General features: G+C 34.4%; 17 protein-coding genes. 9 read left to right on the top strand and 8 right to left on the bottom strand.

What is annotated here, in order from left to right:
* Position 1 precedes the first annotated feature (1 nt).
* Genes Q4548_RS06330 through Q4548_RS06320 form a run of 3 tightly spaced genes read right to left on the bottom strand, consistent with a single transcriptional unit; the run spans position 2 to position 4,805 of the window.
* Complete coding sequence (locus tag Q4548_RS06330) at positions 2-3,142, bottom strand: efflux RND transporter permease subunit (protein ID WP_303452710.1); 3,141 nt, start codon at positions 3,140-3,142, stop codon at positions 2-4.
* Between the two features lie 23 nt (positions 3,143-3,165).
* Complete coding sequence (locus Q4548_RS06325; protein ID WP_408068628.1) at positions 3,166-4,290, bottom strand: efflux RND transporter periplasmic adaptor subunit; 1,125 nt, start codon at positions 4,288-4,290, stop codon at positions 3,166-3,168.
* Between the two features lie 11 nt (positions 4,291-4,301).
* The gene (locus Q4548_RS06320; protein WP_303452706.1) at positions 4,302-4,805 is read right to left on the bottom strand and encodes a GbsR/MarR family transcriptional regulator; all 504 of its coding nucleotides are present in this window, start codon (positions 4,803-4,805) and stop codon (positions 4,302-4,304) included.
* A 574-nt stretch (positions 4,806-5,379) separates the two neighbouring features.
* Here Q4548_RS06320 and Q4548_RS06315 point away from each other — a divergent pair.
* The 4 genes from Q4548_RS06315 to Q4548_RS06300 are packed head-to-tail and all read left to right on the top strand — an operon-like array spanning position 5,380 to position 9,881.
* Positions 5,380-6,702, top strand: coding sequence for a TolC family protein (locus Q4548_RS06315; protein WP_303452705.1), 1,323 nt, complete (start codon positions 5,380-5,382; stop codon positions 6,700-6,702).
* 5 nt (positions 6,703-6,707) lie between these two features.
* Complete coding sequence (locus Q4548_RS06310) at positions 6,708-7,907, top strand: efflux RND transporter periplasmic adaptor subunit (protein WP_303452703.1); 1,200 nt, start codon at positions 6,708-6,710, stop codon at positions 7,905-7,907.
* A gap of 6 nt (positions 7,908-7,913) precedes the next feature.
* Entirely contained in the window at positions 7,914-8,657 is a 744-nt protein-coding gene (locus Q4548_RS06305; RefSeq protein WP_303452701.1) for an ABC transporter ATP-binding protein, read from the top strand.
* A gap of 3 nt (positions 8,658-8,660) precedes the next feature.
* Complete coding sequence (locus Q4548_RS06300; RefSeq protein ID WP_303452699.1) at positions 8,661-9,881, top strand: ABC transporter permease; 1,221 nt, start codon at positions 8,661-8,663, stop codon at positions 9,879-9,881.
* A gap of 112 nt (positions 9,882-9,993) precedes the next feature.
* On the opposite strand, the gene Q4548_RS06295 is transcribed toward Q4548_RS06300, so the two are convergent.
* A complete protein-coding gene (locus Q4548_RS06295; RefSeq protein ID WP_303452698.1) occupies positions 9,994-10,716 on the bottom strand; it encodes a transposase in 723 nt (240 codons plus the stop codon).
* 541 nt (positions 10,717-11,257) lie between these two features.
* On the opposite strand from Q4548_RS06295, the gene Q4548_RS06290 reads away from it, so the two are divergent.
* The 3 genes from Q4548_RS06290 (at position 11,258) to Q4548_RS06280 (ending at position 13,137) form a co-directional block, all read left to right on the top strand.
* Positions 11,258-11,530 carry a hypothetical protein gene (locus Q4548_RS06290; protein ID WP_303452696.1) on the top strand — a complete coding sequence of 91 codons (273 nt, stop codon included), beginning with the start codon at positions 11,258-11,260 and terminating at the stop codon, positions 11,528-11,530.
* 156 nt (positions 11,531-11,686) lie between these two features.
* The gene (locus Q4548_RS06285; protein WP_303452694.1) at positions 11,687-12,277 is read left to right on the top strand and encodes a hypothetical protein; all 591 of its coding nucleotides are present in this window, start codon (positions 11,687-11,689) and stop codon (positions 12,275-12,277) included.
* 218 nt (positions 12,278-12,495) lie between these two features.
* Positions 12,496-13,137: a hypothetical protein gene (locus Q4548_RS06280; RefSeq protein ID WP_303452692.1), complete on the top strand. Its 642-nt coding sequence runs from the start codon at positions 12,496-12,498 to the stop codon at positions 13,135-13,137.
* 11 nt (positions 13,138-13,148) lie between these two features.
* Here Q4548_RS06280 and Q4548_RS06275 read toward each other — a convergent pair whose 3' ends face one another.
* Positions 13,149-13,394: a DUF6266 family protein gene (locus Q4548_RS06275; protein WP_303452690.1), complete on the bottom strand. Its 246-nt coding sequence runs from the start codon at positions 13,392-13,394 to the stop codon at positions 13,149-13,151.
* 837 nt (positions 13,395-14,231) lie between these two features.
* Between Q4548_RS06275 and Q4548_RS06270 the strand changes: the two genes are divergently transcribed.
* Entirely contained in the window at positions 14,232-15,263 is a 1,032-nt protein-coding gene (locus tag Q4548_RS06270) for a sensor histidine kinase (protein WP_303452688.1), read from the top strand.
* Positions 15,264-15,273: 10 nt separating this feature from the next.
* Positions 15,274-16,005 (top strand): LytTR family DNA-binding domain-containing protein, encoded by a 732-nt coding sequence (locus Q4548_RS06265; RefSeq protein WP_303452686.1) that lies wholly within the window; start codon positions 15,274-15,276, stop codon positions 16,003-16,005.
* Between the two features lie 56 nt (positions 16,006-16,061).
* On the opposite strand, the gene Q4548_RS06260 is transcribed toward Q4548_RS06265, so the two are convergent.
* The 3 genes from Q4548_RS06260 to Q4548_RS06250 are packed head-to-tail and all read right to left on the bottom strand — an operon-like array spanning position 16,062 to position 18,893.
* Positions 16,062-17,222: an iron-containing alcohol dehydrogenase gene (locus Q4548_RS06260; protein ID WP_303452684.1), complete on the bottom strand. Its 1,161-nt coding sequence runs from the start codon at positions 17,220-17,222 to the stop codon at positions 16,062-16,064.
* Positions 17,223-17,254: 32 nt separating this feature from the next.
* Positions 17,255-18,253 (bottom strand): NADP-dependent oxidoreductase, encoded by a 999-nt coding sequence (locus Q4548_RS06255; RefSeq protein ID WP_303452682.1) that lies wholly within the window; start codon positions 18,251-18,253, stop codon positions 17,255-17,257.
* Positions 18,254-18,260: 7 nt separating this feature from the next.
* Positions 18,261-18,893 (bottom strand): NAD(P)H-dependent oxidoreductase, encoded by a 633-nt coding sequence (locus tag Q4548_RS06250; RefSeq protein WP_303452680.1) that lies wholly within the window; start codon positions 18,891-18,893, stop codon positions 18,261-18,263.
* Positions 18,894-18,900: the final 7 nt, after the last annotated feature.

Here is an 18,900-nt window from a genome sequence, read left to right as displayed (position 1 = left end):
TTTAATCAATTTCTTCGTTTAATTCGTGTGCTGATTTAGATATTTTTTCTTGTAACCACTGGAACAAGATAAATAAGATTGGGATTACAAAAACACCCAAAATAGTACCTATCAACAATCCTCCAACGGCACCAGTACCAATAGACTTGTTTCCTTCAGATCCAACTCCTTTAGCCAATACCAAAGGCATCAACCCTAAAATAAAGGCAAATGAGGTCATTAAAATTGGTCGTAAACGTGTTTTTGCTCCACTAATGGCAGCATCTACAATGCTCACACCATTTTTTCGTCTTTGTAAGGCTACTTCCACAATAAGAATGGCATTTTTAGCCAGCAAACCAATCAACATAATTAAGGAAATTTGGAAATAGATGTTGTTCTCTAATCCTAAGAACTTCGTACTTATATACGCTCCAAATACACCAAACGGTAAAGATAATACTACGGCAAACGGTAGTAAATAACTTTCGTACTGTGCACTTAACAAGAAGTATACAAACAGAATACTCAAAATAAAGATAAACGTTGTCTGGTTTCCTGCACTTACCTCTTCACGGGTCAAACCAGAATAGGCAATGGTATAATTGTTAGGTAATTTTGTCAATTCTTCTTCAATCACTCTAATCGCATCTCCTGTACTGTATCCATCATTAGTAGCTCCTGTAATACTTGTAGAGTTTAACAAGTTAAAACGTGTTACCGCTTGTGGTCCATATACGCGTTCTAACTTTACAAATTCTGTAATAGGTGCCATTTCTCCTGCATCTGTTCTTACAAACATGTTGTTCAAAGCATTCACATCAGATCTATCTTCTGGTAAAGCCTGAATGTACACTCTAAATTGTTTTCCAAATCTAGAAAAATCAGAAGCGTAAATTCCACCAACATATCCTTGTAAAGTAGAAAAGATACTAGACACACTCACTCCTTTTTCTTTTGCCAAAGGAACGTTTACCTCCATTTCGTACTGAGGATAATTGGTGTTGAATGCGGATTGTGCATATTTAATCTCTGGGTGACTCATCAAAGCCGCAGCAAAATCTTGATTTGCTTTGTCTAAATCTTTAAATTCACCTCCAAACTTATCTAATAAATTCACTTCAAATCCAGCAGAATTCCCAAATCCACGAATACTAGGAGGGGAGAAGAAAATAATCTTCGCATCGGGAACACTCGCAGCAATTCCAAATAACTTTCCAGTAATGGCCTGTGCTGAAAGTGAAGGATCTTCACGCTCACTCCAATCTGCCAATTTGATAATTCCCATTCCAAAGTTAGACCCTGTACCGTTGATCAAACTTCGTCCTTTGATAAAGTTCACCCCAACAATTCCTTCTACACCTTCAATTTTATCGTATAATTTTCTAGCAACATCATCAGTTCTGTCTAAAGATGCTCCAGCTGGCAATTCAACATTGGCAAAAATAATTCCTCTATCTTCATTGGGTACAAATCCTGTAGGAGTGGTGTTGGCTGCCCAATAAATCCCTACTCCTGCAATTATCAAAAGCAATACGGACACAAATTTTCTCTTGTATAAAAACTCAAGAGACTTTCCGTATTTATGAATCGTAGCATTAAACCCACGGTTGAACAGTGTGTAAAAACGTTGTAAAGGATTTTTATTTTTCAATTCCTCATCGTGTTTGTGTTCTTTTAATAACAAAGCACACAAGGCAGGACTTAAGGTCAATGCATTTACTGCGGAAATTAAGATGGAAATAATCAACGTAACCCCAAATTGCTCATAAAACACTCCTGTAGGTCCTGTAATAAACGTCACCGGAATAAATACAGCCGCCATTACCAAAGTAATGGAGATAATTGCTCCAGAAATTTCGTTCATCGCCACCAACGTAGCTTTTTTAGGGTTCTTTTCACCTTCATCCATTTTGGCATGCACAGCTTCAACAACTACAATGGCATCATCTACCACAATACCAATCGCCAATACTAAGGCAAATAAGGTCAATAGGTTGATAGAATATCCAAATACGTTTAAGAAAAAGAACGTACCAATAATAGATACAGGTACTGCAATGGCAGGAATTAAGGTAGATCGTAAATCTTGTAAAAAGATAAATACCACAATAAACACCAATAAAAAGGCTTCTAATAAGGTGTGAATTACTTTTTCTATAGAGGCATTTAAAAACAAACTTGTATCATAAGGTACAAAAATATCCAACCCATCAGGTAGGTCACTCTTCACTGTTTCTAAGGTTGATTTTATGTTTTCAATAATTTCTTGTGCATTAGAACCTTTGGTTTGAAAGATCCCCATAAATACTCCAGGATTCCCCAAACTCATAGCGTTTGCTGCATAAGATTGTGCATCTAATTCAATAGTAGCAATATCTTTCAAACGTAAAAATTGTCCATTCCCTAACGCTTTAATCACAATATCACTGTATTGACTTTCGTTTTTAAAACGTCCACTATAAGTCAAAGGGTATGAGAATGATTCTCCGTTATTCTGACCCAAAGATCCAGCGGCTGCTTCTAAGTTTTGTTCTGCTAAAGCTGCAGAAACATCCGAAGGAATTAAGTTGTATGCAGCTAATTTGTCTGGTTTTAACCAAATACGCATGGCATAATCTTGTTGAGAGAATACACTTACATCTCCCACACCATTGATACGCTGCATGGCAGGAATCACATTAATTTTTAAGTAATTCTGTATAAAAGTAGCATCGTAATCATCGCTTTTAGAATACATGGCAATAAACATCAATGCACTTGTTTCTTGTTTCTGCGTAATAACTCCTGTTTGTGTTACTTCTTGTGGTAACAAAGCTGCTGCTCTGGCTACACGATTCTGCACGTTTACAGCGGCAATATCGGCATCCATTTCTTGATCAAAATAAACCGTAATTTCTGCGGTTCCTGTGTTCGATGCTGTAGAGGTAATGTACGTCATTCCTTCCACACCATTAATTTGTTCTTCTATAGGAATAATCACACTTTCTAATACAGTTTCTGCATTTGCACCTGTATAGTTTGCCGTTACCTTAATGGTAGGTGGAGCAATATCTGGATATTCTTCTATCGGTAAGCTTGTAATACTAATAAACCCTAATAAAACTATAATAATAGAGATCACAGTTGAAAGCACCGGTCTTTCAATAAATGTTTTTAACATGATTATAAAATTTCTAGGTGAGTTTAATTTTTAAACAACGTTGCAATAGGTTTTATTGCTGTTTCAAAAGGAGTGCTTTTGGGAGAAATGGTAGCTCCATTTTTCAACTTACTAACTCCAGTAACCGCAATTTTATCTCCTACTTTTAGTCCTGATTTTACAACGTATAAATTGTCTACCGCACCTTCTATTTCTATCAATGTAGCTTTTACTTTGTTGTCTTTGTCTAAAGTATAAATCATCACATCTTTTTGTTGTTCAAAAGTTGCTGATTGAGGTACCACAATAGCGTTTTTGTATTCTATTGGCAATCTTATTTTTCCACTATTTCCATTGGTCAACAATTCGTTAGGATTGTCAAATGCTGCTCTAATAGTAATGGTTCCTGTACTTTGATTGATTTGCCCCGTACTAGTTTGTATACGTCCTTTTTCAGAATATACTTTCCCATTTGCCAAAATCAAACTCAAGTCTGGAGAGTTTTGAATACGCTCTGCTTTGGTTTTTCCTTCGTAACGTTGTAGGTGATCTATGTATTGTGCTTCGTTAAAACTAAAGAAAGCATAAACTTGACTAATTTCACTAACTTTTGTCAATGGAGTCGCATCACTAGGGCCAATCAAAGCTCCTTCTCTAAAGTTGATAGCTCCCACATAACCATCTATAGGACTTTTGATGGTTGCATATCCAATATTGGCAGAAACACTACTGTAGTTGGCTTTTGCTTGTGCCAAATTTGCTTTTGCCGTTTCTAATTGTACAGGACTGATGATGTTTTTTTCTACAAGTGGAATCAATTTATTTACTTCTACTTGGGCAATATTGATTCGTGCCTTTGCTGCACTCGCATCTTGATTTAAGGATTGTGTTTCTAACTTAAACAAAGCTTGTCCTTTACGTACTTTTTCACCCTCATCTACATACACTTTATCTATGTATCCTGATGTTTTTGCTCTCACATCACTGTTTACAATTCCTTCTATAGTTGTTGGGTATTCTGTGTAACCTGTTACCGTTTTTTGTTGTATTTCTGTTACAGGAATGGAGGGTGGTGGTGGAGCTACTGCTTGTTTTGATTCGCTTTTACCACAACTTTCTACTACTAAAAGTAGGGTTAGAATTCCTATGGAGTATAACTTTTTTTTCATCATTATTTAATTTAAAGGGAAAATTTATTAGTTGTTAATTTTGTTCTTAATTCTTCTATAGATGTGCTGGCATCATCTAAAAACTTGATATAGTTGTTGTGGAAATTCAATTCAAACTTTTCGTCTTCATTTTCTATCATTTTATGGTTGATAATTTCTTTGTAATTTTTTATTTCTAAATGCAATGCTTTTACTTCTTTCCATTCCTCTATCATATCATCTATATGTTGTAGAATCATGTCTTTGTTAATGGTAAAATACTTTTTACGATCACCTGTCTTTGTGAAATACACAATCTTTTTTAAATCTTGCAAATGATTCAAATGTGTAGAAATGGTACTTTTACTGGCACATAAAAGACAAACCATTTCGTCAAACGTGGTTCCTTTCTTTCCTGTAAGAATGATGTACGCTAAAATTCTTGACGCTACAGGTGCCAATTGTTCTCTTTTTTCTAAATGCACACCTAGTTTTTCTACGAGTCTCATTTTTTTACTACAAACCTTTTCTTTCATGACCTTCCAATTATAGAATGCAAATATATAGTTAGTTCGGATAAAACCGAACTAAAAGAACAAAATAAATTAAGGAGTAAATGTATTGCAACATATGTTAATATCAATCAAGAAAAAATAGCTTTTTGTCGATGTAATCACCATTCTTATCTATATGCGGATTAAAAATATTCTCAGAGAGAATAGGAAGTTATTTTGAAAGTTTTATGGTTAAAAAAATTTAACGTTAAGAAGACATCACAGTGTTCAAGCGTGGTTACAGAGCGCAGTCGAGAAGCATTACTTAATAAGCATTTAAACCCAAATAAACATTCTAAGTTCTCGACTGCGCTCGAACACCCTAAGTATAGGCACTTTGAATACCATCACGGTCTTCGAGCGTGATTGCTGAGCGCAGTTAAAGTTCAGTACAGGAACATTACGGTCTTCGAGCGAAGTCGAGAAGCACAGTCTCACTGCCAAAAACCTTCATCGGTAAAAAATAGGTTTCCGCAGATTCAATAAGAGCTAGTATCTAATTTGCTAGAAATCACAATGGGTTTGTTGCAATTTTGAAGTATCAAATAGATTTTAAATGAAAAAACAACTCGTTATTATCACCTTATTCTCGTCTTTGTTCCTACAAGCACAAACAGGCGAAAGTATCAAAAAATGGTCGTTAAAAGACTGTATAGATTATGCTATAAGTAATAACATCACCATTAAAACGGCAGAACTCACAAAAAATACGGCAGAAAATAACTACACATTATCCAAATCTAAATGGTTGCCTAGTATCAACGGTAGTGTTTCTCAAAATTTAGCCAATGGTAGTTCTATAGATCCTGTAACAAGCACATTTGTTACCAGTCAAATATCTTCTACCAATGGAGCTATTAGTGCTTCAATGCCTTTGTATCAAGGGAATCAAATTAGAAATCAAATCGATCAGAGTGAACTTTTGATCAAACAGAATTCCTTTTTTGTAGAGGCTGCCAAGAACAATATAGAACTAAGTGTGTTAGAGGCTTACATCCAAACATTGTATGCAAAAGAGGGAATTCGTGTTGCAGAGAATACTTTAAATGCATCTGTCAAAGAAGTTGAAAGAGCAGCTTCTAATTACAATGCGGGTTCGATTGCTTTGGGAGATTATACAGATGCACAATCACAAGCTGCTACTCAAAAGTACAATTTGATCAATGCCAAAAATGTTTATCAACAACAGTTGTTGGTTTTAAAGCAATTGTTAGAATTGTCTCCTTTAGATTCCTTAGAAGTTGAAGAAATTACAGATGATGAAATTACAGTTGATTTGGTACCCAACAAAATAGAAGTGTATCAAAATGCCATCAACATGTTGCCAGAATTGAATGCAAGTTTGTTACAAGTAGACATCAACAAAAAAGACCTAGACATTGCCAAAGGTAGTTATTTGCCTAGTTTAAGCTTGTCTGGTAGTTTGGGTACAGGATATTCTAACACTATGGATTACAACTTTACAGATCAATTGGATTTGAACTTCAACCAAAAAATAGGATTGACATTGTCTATTCCCATATTTAACAGAAATGAAACCAAAGTAAAGGTTCAAAATGCTAAAATTTCTATCGAAAAATCAGAATTAGCCTACAATACTTCTAAAAAGGAACTGTATGCTAAAATTGAAACTGCTTGGCAAAACACAGCATCGTCTCAAGAGCAATTGTTAGCAGCAGAGGCAGCTAGAACTGCAGCAGAACAATCGTACAAATTGGCTCAGAAAAAACATGAATTAAATGCGTTGAGTACTACTGATTTGGTGATTGCTCAAAACAATTATACATCAGCAGCACAAAATTACATTCAAGCAAAATACTTGCACATTTTATACAATCAATTACTTCAATTTTATCAAGGAAACGATATCAAACTTTAATCAATATGAAAAATAAAAAAAACATCATTATAGGGAGCGTTGTCATTATAGTGCTTGCCATTGTAGGTTATACTTTTATGAATGGAGACAACACCGTGGCTATAGAAGCCAAAACTATTGCCGCTAAAAAAGCAAACATAACCACCATGGTTACCGCAACAGGAACCATTGAACCCATTACACAAGTAGAGGTAGGGACACAAGTATCTGGAGTGGTAGAAAAAATATATGTAGATTATAACAGCATTGTTAAAGAAGGACAGTTGATTGCTGAGTTAGACAAAACAAATCTGAACCAAGCAAAAATACAAGCACAAGCTTCTTATGACAACGCGTTGAGTCAAAAAAACTACTTACAGATAATTTACAACAGACAAAAAACCTTGTACGACAACAATGTAATTAGCAAATCTGATTATGATGAAGCAGTATACAATTACCAAACCGCAAAAGGTACGGTAGCACAAAGATTGTCAGACTTAACCACCGCCAAAACAAATTTAGAATATGCTAATATTTATGCTCCTATTGATGGAGTGGTGTTGTCTAGAGACATAGATGAAGGACAAACCGTTGCTGCTAGTTATAGCACTCCTACCTTATTTACCATTGCACAAGATTTGAAAGAAATGCAGGTAGAAGCAGATGTGGACGAAGCGGATATAGGAGAAGTTAAAGAAGGGTTGCGTGTTACGTTTACCGTAGATGCTTACCAAGGTCGTATTTTTGAAGGAGTGGTTACACAGGTTAGATTAGATCCAACCATTACCTCAAATGTAGTTACCTATACAGTAGTAATTAAGGCAGACAATCCTGATTTAAAATTAAAACCAGGACTCACCGCTACCACCTCTATATACACCTTAGAATTAAATGATGTGTTGTCTGTAGAAGCCAAAGCCATCAACTTTAAGCCCATTGCCTCAGAAATGGAAGCGTATCACCAGCAATTACAATTAACATCTTCTTCGGTAGCAGCAAATACAGACAACACCGTTTGGGTATTAGGAACCAACGGAGCCATTAGTCCCAAAAAGGTTGTTTTAGGAGCTAGTGATGGTGTAAATGTACAAGTAGTAAGCGGAATTAACCAAGGAGACAAACTAGTCTATAGTTTAAAAACCATTAGCAAAGCCGAAGCTAAATCTCAAGGTACAGAAGAAAGTCCTTTTATGCCACAGAGACCAGGAAGCAAAAAAAAGTAAACCATCATGACAAAAGAAATTATAAATATTAAAGAATTAAAGCGTGAGTTTACCATGGGTACAGAAGTGGTGCATGCTTTAAAAGGAGTTTCATTCTCCATCAAAGAAGGGGAGTTTGTCACCATTATGGGGTCTAGTGGTTCTGGAAAAAGTACCATGCTAAATATTTTAGGATGTTTGGATCAGCCTACTTCTGGAATTTATGAAATTGATGGTGTAAAAGTAAAAGATTTGAGTAAGAATGAATTGGCAACCATTCGTAATGAAAAAATAGGATTCATTTTTCAATCTTACAATTTACTTGCAAGAACATCGGCTATAGAAAATGTGGAATTGCCACTTTTGTACAATAGCAAAGTTTCTACAGAAGAACGTAGAGAAAGAGCTTTAAAAGCTTTAGAATTGGTGGGATTGGGAGAAAGACTGCATCACACGCCCTCTCAACTTTCTGGTGGTCAGCAACAGCGTGTGGCCATTGCTAGAGCCTTGGTAAACAATCCTGTAATGATTTTGGCTGATGAAGCTACGGGGAATTTAGATACCCGAACTTCTTACGAAATTATGACCTTGTTTCAAGAGTTAAATAAAAAAGGAATCACCATTACTTTTGTAACGCACGAACCTGATATTGCTATGTTTAGTAGTAGAACAGTGGTGTTAAAAGATGGAATAGTCATCAAAGATTCTAAAAATGAAAACATACAATCTGCAGCTGCTGAATTGGCTAAGTTGCCTGTTGAAAATCACTAAATTATGAGAATTTTAAACTTATTAAAAATCGCTTTTAAAGCCATTGTTCTGAACAAAGTAAGAACCTTGCTAACCATGTTAGGAATTATTATTGGTGTGGCCTCTGTCATTGCTATGTTGGCTATTGGAGAAGGTTCTAAAGAGAGTATTCGTACCACCATTTCTGCCATGGGATCTAACATGATTACCGTTAGACCAGGGTCTGATGTACGTGGTGGGGTTCGGCAAGATGCCAGTGCTATGGAAACCTTAACCTTTAAAGATTACCAAGCGCTTAAAGACCAAGCAAGTTTGTTAACGTATATCACTCCTATGGTAAATGGGAGCGGACAAGTAATTAATGGTGCCAACAACTGGCCATCTACCATTTATGGAGTCAACCCAGATTATTTAAGTATCAAAGTGGTGGATTTACAAAGCGGAAGTATGTTTACCAATGCAGAAGTACAGTCTGCTGCCAAAGTAGCATTGATAGGACAAACTGTAGTAGAGAATGTTTTTTTAGATGGAGAAGATCCTGTGGGGAAGATGATCCGTTTCAACAACATTCCTTTCAAGATTATTGGGGTGTTAGAAGAAAAGGGTGAAAATACCTTTGGACAAGATCAAGATGATGTAGTGATTGCTCCATATACTACTGTACAAAAACGTATTTTGGCCATCGATCATTTGAATCAAATTATAGCTTCTTCGGTTAGCGAAGAAGAAGCTCCCAATGCGGTGATTCAAGTCACGGATATTTTACGTACACAACACAAATTACTAGACAATGAAGACGATGATTTTCATGTGAGATCTATGGAAGAGTTGATTTCCACCTTTAGTTCTACCAGCGAAATGTTAACGGTTCTTTTGGTAGCCGTAGCAGGAATTTCTTTATTGATTGGTGGTATAGGAATTATGAATATTATGTATGTATCTGTAAAAGAAAGAACCAAAGAAATAGGATTAAGAATGGCTGTAGGAGGGAAGGGGTCTGATATTTTATTGCAGTTTTTAATAGAGGCTATTTTAATTAGTATTACCGGCGGGATTTTAGGAGTCCTCTTAGGGTTGGGTGCCACCGTGTTTATAGAAACATTCTTACATTGGCCTACAAGTGTTGCGCTTTATTCCATCGTTATTTCTTTTGTGGTCTGTGCCATTACAGGTATCTTCTTCGGATGGTATCCTGCAAGAAAAGCAGCTGCTTTAGATCCTATAACCGCTTTGCGTTATGAGTAAAAGGCGAAGCCTTTTTTGTTGGGGCGAATTGCAATTCGCCCAATTCTCAATTCTCAATTCTCACCCAATTCAAAATTCGCCCATATTAAAGAAAGAATCTCTTTTAATAAATTTATTTTTTCTTATTGAATTGATCTTCTTCCCATTTTAAAGGATTATTAAGAATGTAATTTTCTATATTTTTAAAAGCCTTTTCGTTTTTGATAATATGCTCGTAGTAATTGCGTTGCCAGATAGATTTAGATAAATCGATATTCTCCGTAGAGGGTAGGAATCCCTTATCCGTTCTATCAGCAGGGGCGAATCCCTTTCTATCAGTCGGGGCGAATCTCTCTCTATCAGTTGGGGTGAATCCCTCTCTATCAGCTGGGGCGGATCCCTTTCTATCAGTTGTACGGGCGAATTGCAATTCGCCCGTACTAGAGGGAAATTCCTTTTTATCTTCTAATCTAATAATCTCTTTAATTTTTTTGGTGCTTGCTCCTTTAAATCCTCTTATAATGGCTCCTATGCTTTGAGATGGCGATGTAAAAGTTCCTATATTTTCAGATTTCTTTAGTGCGTAGTCTATAGAGAGTATGGCATGAAAATGATTAGGCATGATGATAAAAGCTCCTAAAGTGCAGTTTTTCCGGATGCTTTCTGTGGCTATCCATTCCTGTGCTACAATCTTGCCCAATGCGTTTAATTGTATTTCTCCGTTGATGATTTTTCCAAATAAATGCTGTCTATTTTGTACGCAAAGTGTTATAAAGTACAATCCTGCTTGCGCGTAATCGTATCCTTTCAAACGGATAGACCTACGATGATGTTTTTTAGGATTGTAACTGTTCATGGTTAACGTTGTTTCGTTATAAAGCTTCACGTATTCATTTAGGATACAGGGTGTTTTTTTGTCATTTTATAGTTTTATTTTTTCATCTGATCCAAAAATTGAAACATACTAATTTAAAAATAAATTAATGATTAGCCCTAATTATAAAGTTCCTATTCGTAAAAAAGGTTAATTAAGAGTATAAATTATCCTTGAAAAAGACAAAAATAAAAATCACGCTTTTTATTTTTTTTTTTCATCAACATAAAAAATTTAGAACATAAAAACAGAATCGATTATATATTTGAAACAGGGGTATTTTGAATAAATGTTGAAAAATTCTATACATTACTTAACACCAACTAAATCAAACACCACTCATTGCTATTGCTTATCACAAGTGTTTTACATCTAGCATTTGTTAAGAACTTGTATCTTTTGTGCAAAAGTAAGCATAGGAACAACACCCTTAAAAAACTACCTTTATAGATAAATTAAACATTGATAACGTATTTCTTTTTCGGAGAATGTTATCTAACGTTGGGCATAATTAAAAAAACTTATGACAAATAACATAAAACCAAATTCAGAGAATCAAGTTGCCGTAGTTGATGAAAATCAAATGAAACAATTTCAGTCTTTATACTATTTAATAAAAGGAAAAAGAGACACTGATATAAAACTATTCACTGAAAATAAACAATTTGAGTTTTCTGATATTACAGAGCTAAATGCTAAAATTTATAAAAAATTAGAACTCCATCAATTAGTCACAGATATTGTAAATACAACTGTAGGTCTTGACAATAAAGAAATAAAGTCATTTGGTAGCTGAAATGAGTTTGTTAACACAGATTGGAATATATCTCCTTGCACAAAATATATATCTTTAGAATGGGATTTTAACTTAATCCTTCCAAATCAAACTCACAAAGTTCCGCAAACACATACACTAAGAGTTCGTATTGGTAATAGTCTAAAACCAAGCGAAATGATTCAAGTAGTTTTTCAAGGTGGAAATGAAGAATACGATTTGGATGAAGCCAATGCTCAGATGAGTTGCAAAATAGATTTTATTAATTCTCAAATTTGTAATGAATTAAAAACAGTCGTTTCAGAATGGTATGATGCTCTACCCAATAATAGTGGAGACCATAAAATTATAAAATTCATTCTAAAGAATAAAGTTAAATTTCAAAACTTCATTTTATTGTCATTTTTAACTGCCGGAACATTACTTGTCAATTACCTATTTTCGATATTTTACAAGGCACAAATTGATTTTTTACCGACAGATAATAACCATAAATTATTCCTCTTTTTAACATCTTCAATTGTTGTCTTATTTATGTTTTACCAAATAGGTTCTTTATATTCAGACAGAATGATGAGAAAGCAAATAGGAAGACTAAGACGCAATCCTATATTTGAGTTTACAAAAGGAGATAAAAACAAATTTGCTGATGTTGCAAAGGAAAATAAGAAGCATTTAGTTGGACTTTTCAAAACTATTCTTATCGGTATTTCAATTAACGGATTATCAGCTTTGGTCGGTTTTATTCTTGGAAAACTAATAGAATAAACTATGCCCAACAGTGTATAAAAAACATAGGGCATTTATGGCTTAACCGAAAAGTCTGTGTTTATTTACAAAGTCCGCCAAATCTTGTTGAAGCCTGTACATAGTTTATCGAAGTATGGCTTTGTGAAATCAAAGAAACAAATCCAAACAAAAGGCTTCGGCTTAGTTAGATACAATGCAAAAAACCTCATATTCAAAACATTATAATTGTTTTATACATGAAAAAAACTCTATCATATCTGATTATAATTTTAGTAATTAGTTCTTGTTCAAGAAAAATAAATCCAACAACAGCATACAGCGAATTAAAAGTAAATGAAGTAAAAAAAGATAATTTAATATTAACTGAACTAGAACTTAATAATCCAATAAAAGCCGAGCTGAAAATAGAAGATAATGTCATGTCAAATGATAGTGTATTGTCCTATTATCATGAATATAAATATACTCCAAATAAAACAAAAAACTATTCTGTTGAAATATTTAGCCTTTGTAACTGTTTTGGGTTTAAGAAATATATTTTTAATCCTAACATCAAAATTTTAGATAAAAATAACAATGAAATAAAAAATAAAATAGAAACAATATCATATGACTATCAAAAAGGCCCAATATCTTTTAATAAAAAATGGACTTTTGAATCCGTGAAAAATGAGCCCTTAACAATAATTATATATTCTGAAAATAATAAACTTGGAGAACCTATACATAAATTTGAAGCATACACAACTTCATTTGCTGCTGGAATGATAATCCCTATAGTAGCACCGATAACTATAAAATCATCATTAGTTGGAAAATATTATATAGAATTAACAGAAAGCACAGTACCCAACAACGACTTAAAATCGAGGTCTTAAAAGCCTCTACTTTACAGCACCGTAATAGCACCACCCTGTGGACTTCCAAAATAAAGAGTCAACACATCCACAATAGGACTTAAAAATCCAATAACCGTTTTAAATTTCTGTCGTTGTTCTTCCTGTTTTGCTGTAGGCACATGGCTGGTACGTTGAGGCAAACTACGCATCACGTTTTTACCACGCCATCGTGTACCCACTACATTACCAACTTTACCAGAAACCCCACCAAGAATACCTTTTTCAAATGTTGCCATAACTCTTTTTTTTAAATTAATATACTACAAACATAAATTCTAAACACCTCAAAAACAACACCCTGACACGTATTGACCGCTATTGACACAAAGAAACACATCCTGACACATTCTGACCTCTTGTGACACATTCTGACCTATCATGATACACCCTGACACATCCTGACCCACAAGTCGATTTTTTAGGAGGTTTTGTTCGGGTTTTGTTCGAGGATCCTTCGGGAACGCTTAGGCTGTATTTTTTAAAAATGGACGTTTTTGGGAGAAACCCCGAAGCAAACCCGAAGGAAAGTCTTTGAGCATGGTTGCAAATTGCAGTCGAAGTAAAGTTCAAAAGCATCACGGTCTTCGAGCGTAGTCGAGAAGTAAAGTCCCCGAAGTAATTAAACTAAAAAAAACAATCTAAGTTCTCGACTCCGCTCGAACACCCTTTTCATGAAACATCGAATACCAAACGGTCTTCGAGCGTGGTTACAGAGTGGAATCGAAGTAGAGTTCAGAAGCATCACGGTCTTCGAGCGTAGTCGAGAAGTAAAAGTCCCCGAAGCATTTCAATCTCAAAGAAGCATTACAGGTTCTCGACTCCGCTCGAACACCGTGTACATAAAAAATAGAATACCATTATGTTCTTAGATAAACGTGTGCGGAGCTTTGCTGAAATACAATCTATAAAACAACCTTATTGGTATGGATAATGTAGCTAAAGATCTATTATGTGGCACAAGCACGGTAAATAGTTTTACCTTTATAGCGTTTGTTCAAAATAGCAATCGTATAACATGAACAGTAGGCTAGGGGCATCCGTAATTTTAGCCTACAGTTTAAAAATAAAACTGCATGTACAAAAACAAAAAAATAATAATTTTATCGCACCTGCTAGCTTGGCTGATCTTGTTTAGCATGCCTTATATTCTGTCTTATGAAAATATAGAAATCAGTAGGGTTGTAGCGCATTTCTGGATTCCGATATTCTTTTACGCAATAGTTTTTTATTCCAATTATTTTCTATGGATAGATACATATTTATTTACTAAAAAAACAATACAATTTGTAAGTATTAATTTGGGAATGATTATTTTATTCTTAACGTTAAAAGAGCAGATTGAGAGTCATTTTTTTGAGGATTATCTTAGAAAAGGGGCTAACAAAAAGAATGGAGAAGGCCCTCCTTTTTCATTGTTCATTTACGTGCAAACCTTGTCTTATATAGCTCCTTTGTTGTTTTCTATAGCTATTAAAACTACCAAAAGGTGGATTGTTACCGAAGCTGAAAAGAAAGAAGCTACCAATGTAAAATTAGCATCGGAATTACAACATTTGAGGTATCAAATTCAGCCACACTTTTTCTTTAATTCTTTAAATAATATTTATTCTTTGGTAGATATTTCTCCCGAAAGAGCCAAAACCACCATACACAGTTTAAGCAAGTTGATGCGTTATTTGTTGTATGATACAAATATAGAAATGATTAGTTTGTCTAAAGAAATTGAATTTATCAAAAAGTTTGTTTCTTTAATGGAGTTAAGAATTACGGATAACACCCAAATTTTGGCAACGTTTCCTGATAAAAATTTAGATGTAAAAGTAGCTCCTTTGCTTTTTATTTCTTTGGTAGAAAATGCTTTTAAACACGGAGTTTCTTCGCAACACAAAAGCAGCATTGTTTTTGAAATGTATATAGAAAACAACATTTTATACTTTATCACTAAAAATGACAATTATCCTAAAGAAAAAAGTGACAAGAGTGGTTCTGGAATTGGGTTGCAGAATTTAGAAAAAAGACTGAATTTACTGTACCCAAACAAGTATTTATTTAACACAACCGTAGAAGATAATCAGTTTATAGCTAGATTAGAAATACACCTTTAAAAATTAAAAAATGAGCATTTCCTGTATTATTGTTGATGATGAACCTATTGCCATTAGTTTGGTAGAAAGTTATGTGCAAAAAACTCCTTTTTTACGTTTAGAAGGTACGTTTAGCAATGCCATTCAGGCCATGGAATTTTTAAGTGCTAACCCTGTGGATGTGTTGTTTTTAGACATTCAAATGCCCGATGTTACAGGAATTGAATTGTCTAAAATGATTCCGCCCAAAACAAGAGTTGTTTTTACCACGGCTTTTGATGAATATGCTTTGGAGGGGTTTAAAGTAAAAGCGTTGGATTATTTGTTAAAACCTTTTGATTATGCTGAGTTTTTAGCTGCAGCCAATAAAGCCAAAGAGTGGTTTGATTTGGTTCAGAAACCAATAGAGCTGACAGAATCTGGAGCTCATAAAGAGAATGATTTCTTATTTGTAAAATCGGAATACAAGCAGCTAAAAATAAAACTAAAGGATGTTTTGTATTTTGAAAGTATGAAAGATTACATCAAAATTTGGATAAAAACGGAGAGCAAACCCATTTTAACATTGATGAGTTTGAAAGCTTTGGAAGAAAAGTTATCAGAAAACAAGTTTATGCGTGTTCATAGATCTTTTATCATCAACCTAGATAATATAGAAGTGATTGAGCGAAGTCAGATTGTGATCAACAAACAAAGAATCACCGTTTCAGAACAGTATAAGAGTAAGTTTTTAGAATTTGTAGAAAAAAACTCATTGCTATAACTAAAAAAATCCAGTAAATATATTACTGGATTTTTTAGGTTTTACAATACTGTTGGCTAATAAGCCAAGGTTACTATTTTCTCAACATCATTAGGCGTTAACTTTTTATGTTCTCCTAAACCGTTCCATCCTCTCTCAGTAAATCTTCTAGAAATTTCTTGAGCAGTACCTTCATAATTTGCTGTGTAATCAGATAACTTAGTGTGTATGTCTAATGCGTGAAAGAACATTTCTGTTTTTTCAATAGCAGCATTTGCTTTTTCTTCTGTAGTTCCTTCTGTTACATTCCAAATACGTTCTGCATATTGTGCTAACTTTTCTTTTTTAGCATTGAAATTGTATCGGTAATGACTAGGAGCAATTACAGCTAAAGTTCTTGCATGGTCTATTCCAAACAAAGCAGTTAATTCGTGTCCCATTGCATGTACGGCCCAATCTGTAGGAACCCCTTTTTGTATTAGCCCGTTTAAAGCCATGGTACAACTCCACATAAAATTGGCAGCTGCTTTATAATCTTTAGGATCATTGATTACTTTTGGAGCAACCTCAATCAACGTTTGTAAAATACTCTCGGCAATTCTATCTTGCAACAATGCACCAATAGGGTAGGTCATGTACTGCTCTAACACATGGGTAAAAGCATCTGTAATTCCGTTTGCCAATTGTCTTTTAGGAATAGATTGAATTACTGTTGGATCTAAAATAGAAAATTGTGGAAACAAACCAGGACCACCCATAGCTAGTTTTTCTTTGGTTTCATCTCTGGTAATTACTGCACCAGAATTCATTTCAGATCCTGTAGCTGGTAATGTTAATACCGTACCAAAAGGCAGTCCTTTGGTAGTTCTAATATTGTTGGTTAAAATATCCCAAGGGGTATCTCCTTTATACAAAGCTGCAGCAGACAAAAACTTGGTTCCGTCAATAACTGAACCTCCACCAACAGCTAATAAATAAGTAATTTCAAGCTCTTTGATCATTTTAAGAGCATTGATTAAGATTGCATATTCTGGATTGGCAGGAATTCCACCAAATTCAATAACCTTGTATTCTTTTAAAGCGGTAGTTACTTGTTCGTAAATACCATTTTGTTTGATGCTTCCACCACCATACAATAATAAAACTTTGGCATCTTTTGGAATTTCTTTGCTTAAGTTTTCTATTTGATTTTCACCAAATAATATTTTTATAGGATTTTGATATTCAAAATTGTTCATTTTTATTTGATTTTTATAGGGTTGTACTAAGTTTATGCTTTTACAATCATTTTCCCTTTGTTTTTTCCATCTAGTAAATCGATGAAAGCTTGGGGAGTGTTTGCAAAACCATCAACAATAGTTTCAGTGTATTTTAATTTGTCTTCTGCTATCCAAGTAGCCAATTGTTGTATGGCTTCTGGAAATTTACTAGCATAATTAGACACGATAAAACCTTGCATTAAAGCACTGTTTTTTACAATAAAAGGTTGAACCGTTTCATTTTTTTGTGGTTCTGTTTTGTTGTAAACAGAAATAGCTCCACAGACAATGATTCTAGCAAAATGATTGATGTTGTACAAAACAGCTTCAGAAATATCACCTCCCACATTGTCAAAATAGATATCCACACCATTAGGTGCAGCAGCTTCAATAGCTTCTTTTATATTTTTGGTTGTTTTGTAATTAATGGCTTCATCATAACCAAACTCAGAAGTTAACATGTCTACTTTTTCATCAGACCCAGCTATACCAATAACACGTAGCCCTAATATTTTTCCAATTTGTCCTACAATAGTTCCTACAGCACCTGCTGCACCAGAAACCACAAGTGTTTCTCCTTCTTTTGGTTTCCCTATTTCTGTAAGTCCACAATAAGCCGTTAAACCAGTCATTCCCACAACACCTAAATATGCACTTAAAGGAACTTTGTTAGGATCTATTTTATTTAATCCTTCTCCTGTAGAAATTTGTTTTGTTTTCCAAGCTAGTAAACCAGAAACATAATCACCTTCTTTAAAATCAGTGTTTTTAGAGGCAATGACTTTTGCTACGATTCCTGAAGAAATAGGTTTTCCTACTTCAAAAGGAGCTACGTAAGACTTTGCACTACTCATTCTACCTCTTAAATAAGGATCTACAGAAATATAGGTAGTTTCTAAAAGAATTTCACCTTCTTTAGGTTGTACATTAGACTCCTCATTTACAAAATCAAAATCTGATAATGTAGGTTTCCCCACAGGTCTTTGTTTTAATAAAATTGTTTGATTCATCATTTACTTATTTAATGGTTGTAAACATCGTTTCTGCACTTTTTCTCACCTTTGTTTGTCCGTGTAACCAATCATTTTCTTCATTTCTATATCCTAGAGGTAATAAAATAGCACTTCTAAGACCTTTTTCTTTCAGTCCCAAAATTTCATCTACAGCAGCAGGATCAAAACCTTCCATTGGAGTAGCATCTACACCTTCGTATGCAGCTGCAATTAAAGCAGAACCAAAAGCAATGTATGCTTGTTTAGCAGCATGTGTAAAGTTTTCTTCTGCAGATTTTTGAGGGTAGGTATTTAACAACATTTGTCTGTAGTTTTCAAAACCTTCGTTTTCGTAACCACGTATTTTATTGGTCAAATCAAAAACTTCATTGATACGATCTGCGGTGTAGGTATCCCAGGCAGCAAATACCAAAAGGTGTGAACATTCTGTAACCACAGATTGGTTCCATGCTACAGGTCTTATTTGCGCTTTGATTTCATCATTCTTAACAATCAATACTTCAAAAGGTTGCAAACCACTAGAAGTTGCCGTTAACCTTATTGCTTCTAAAATTCTTTCTATTTTTTCTTCTGGTACTTGTTGTCCATTCATTGCTTTAACAGCATGTCTCCAGTTCAACTTGTCTAATAATTCCATTGTGATT

Origin of the sequence: Wenyingzhuangia sp. 2_MG-2023 (assembly GCF_030548295.1) — a bacterium.
Taxonomy (GTDB): domain Bacteria; phylum Bacteroidota; class Bacteroidia; order Flavobacteriales; family Flavobacteriaceae; genus Wenyingzhuangia.
The sequence above is the reverse complement of the archived record's forward strand: the minus strand, read 5'-3'. Positions and strand labels throughout refer to the sequence as shown.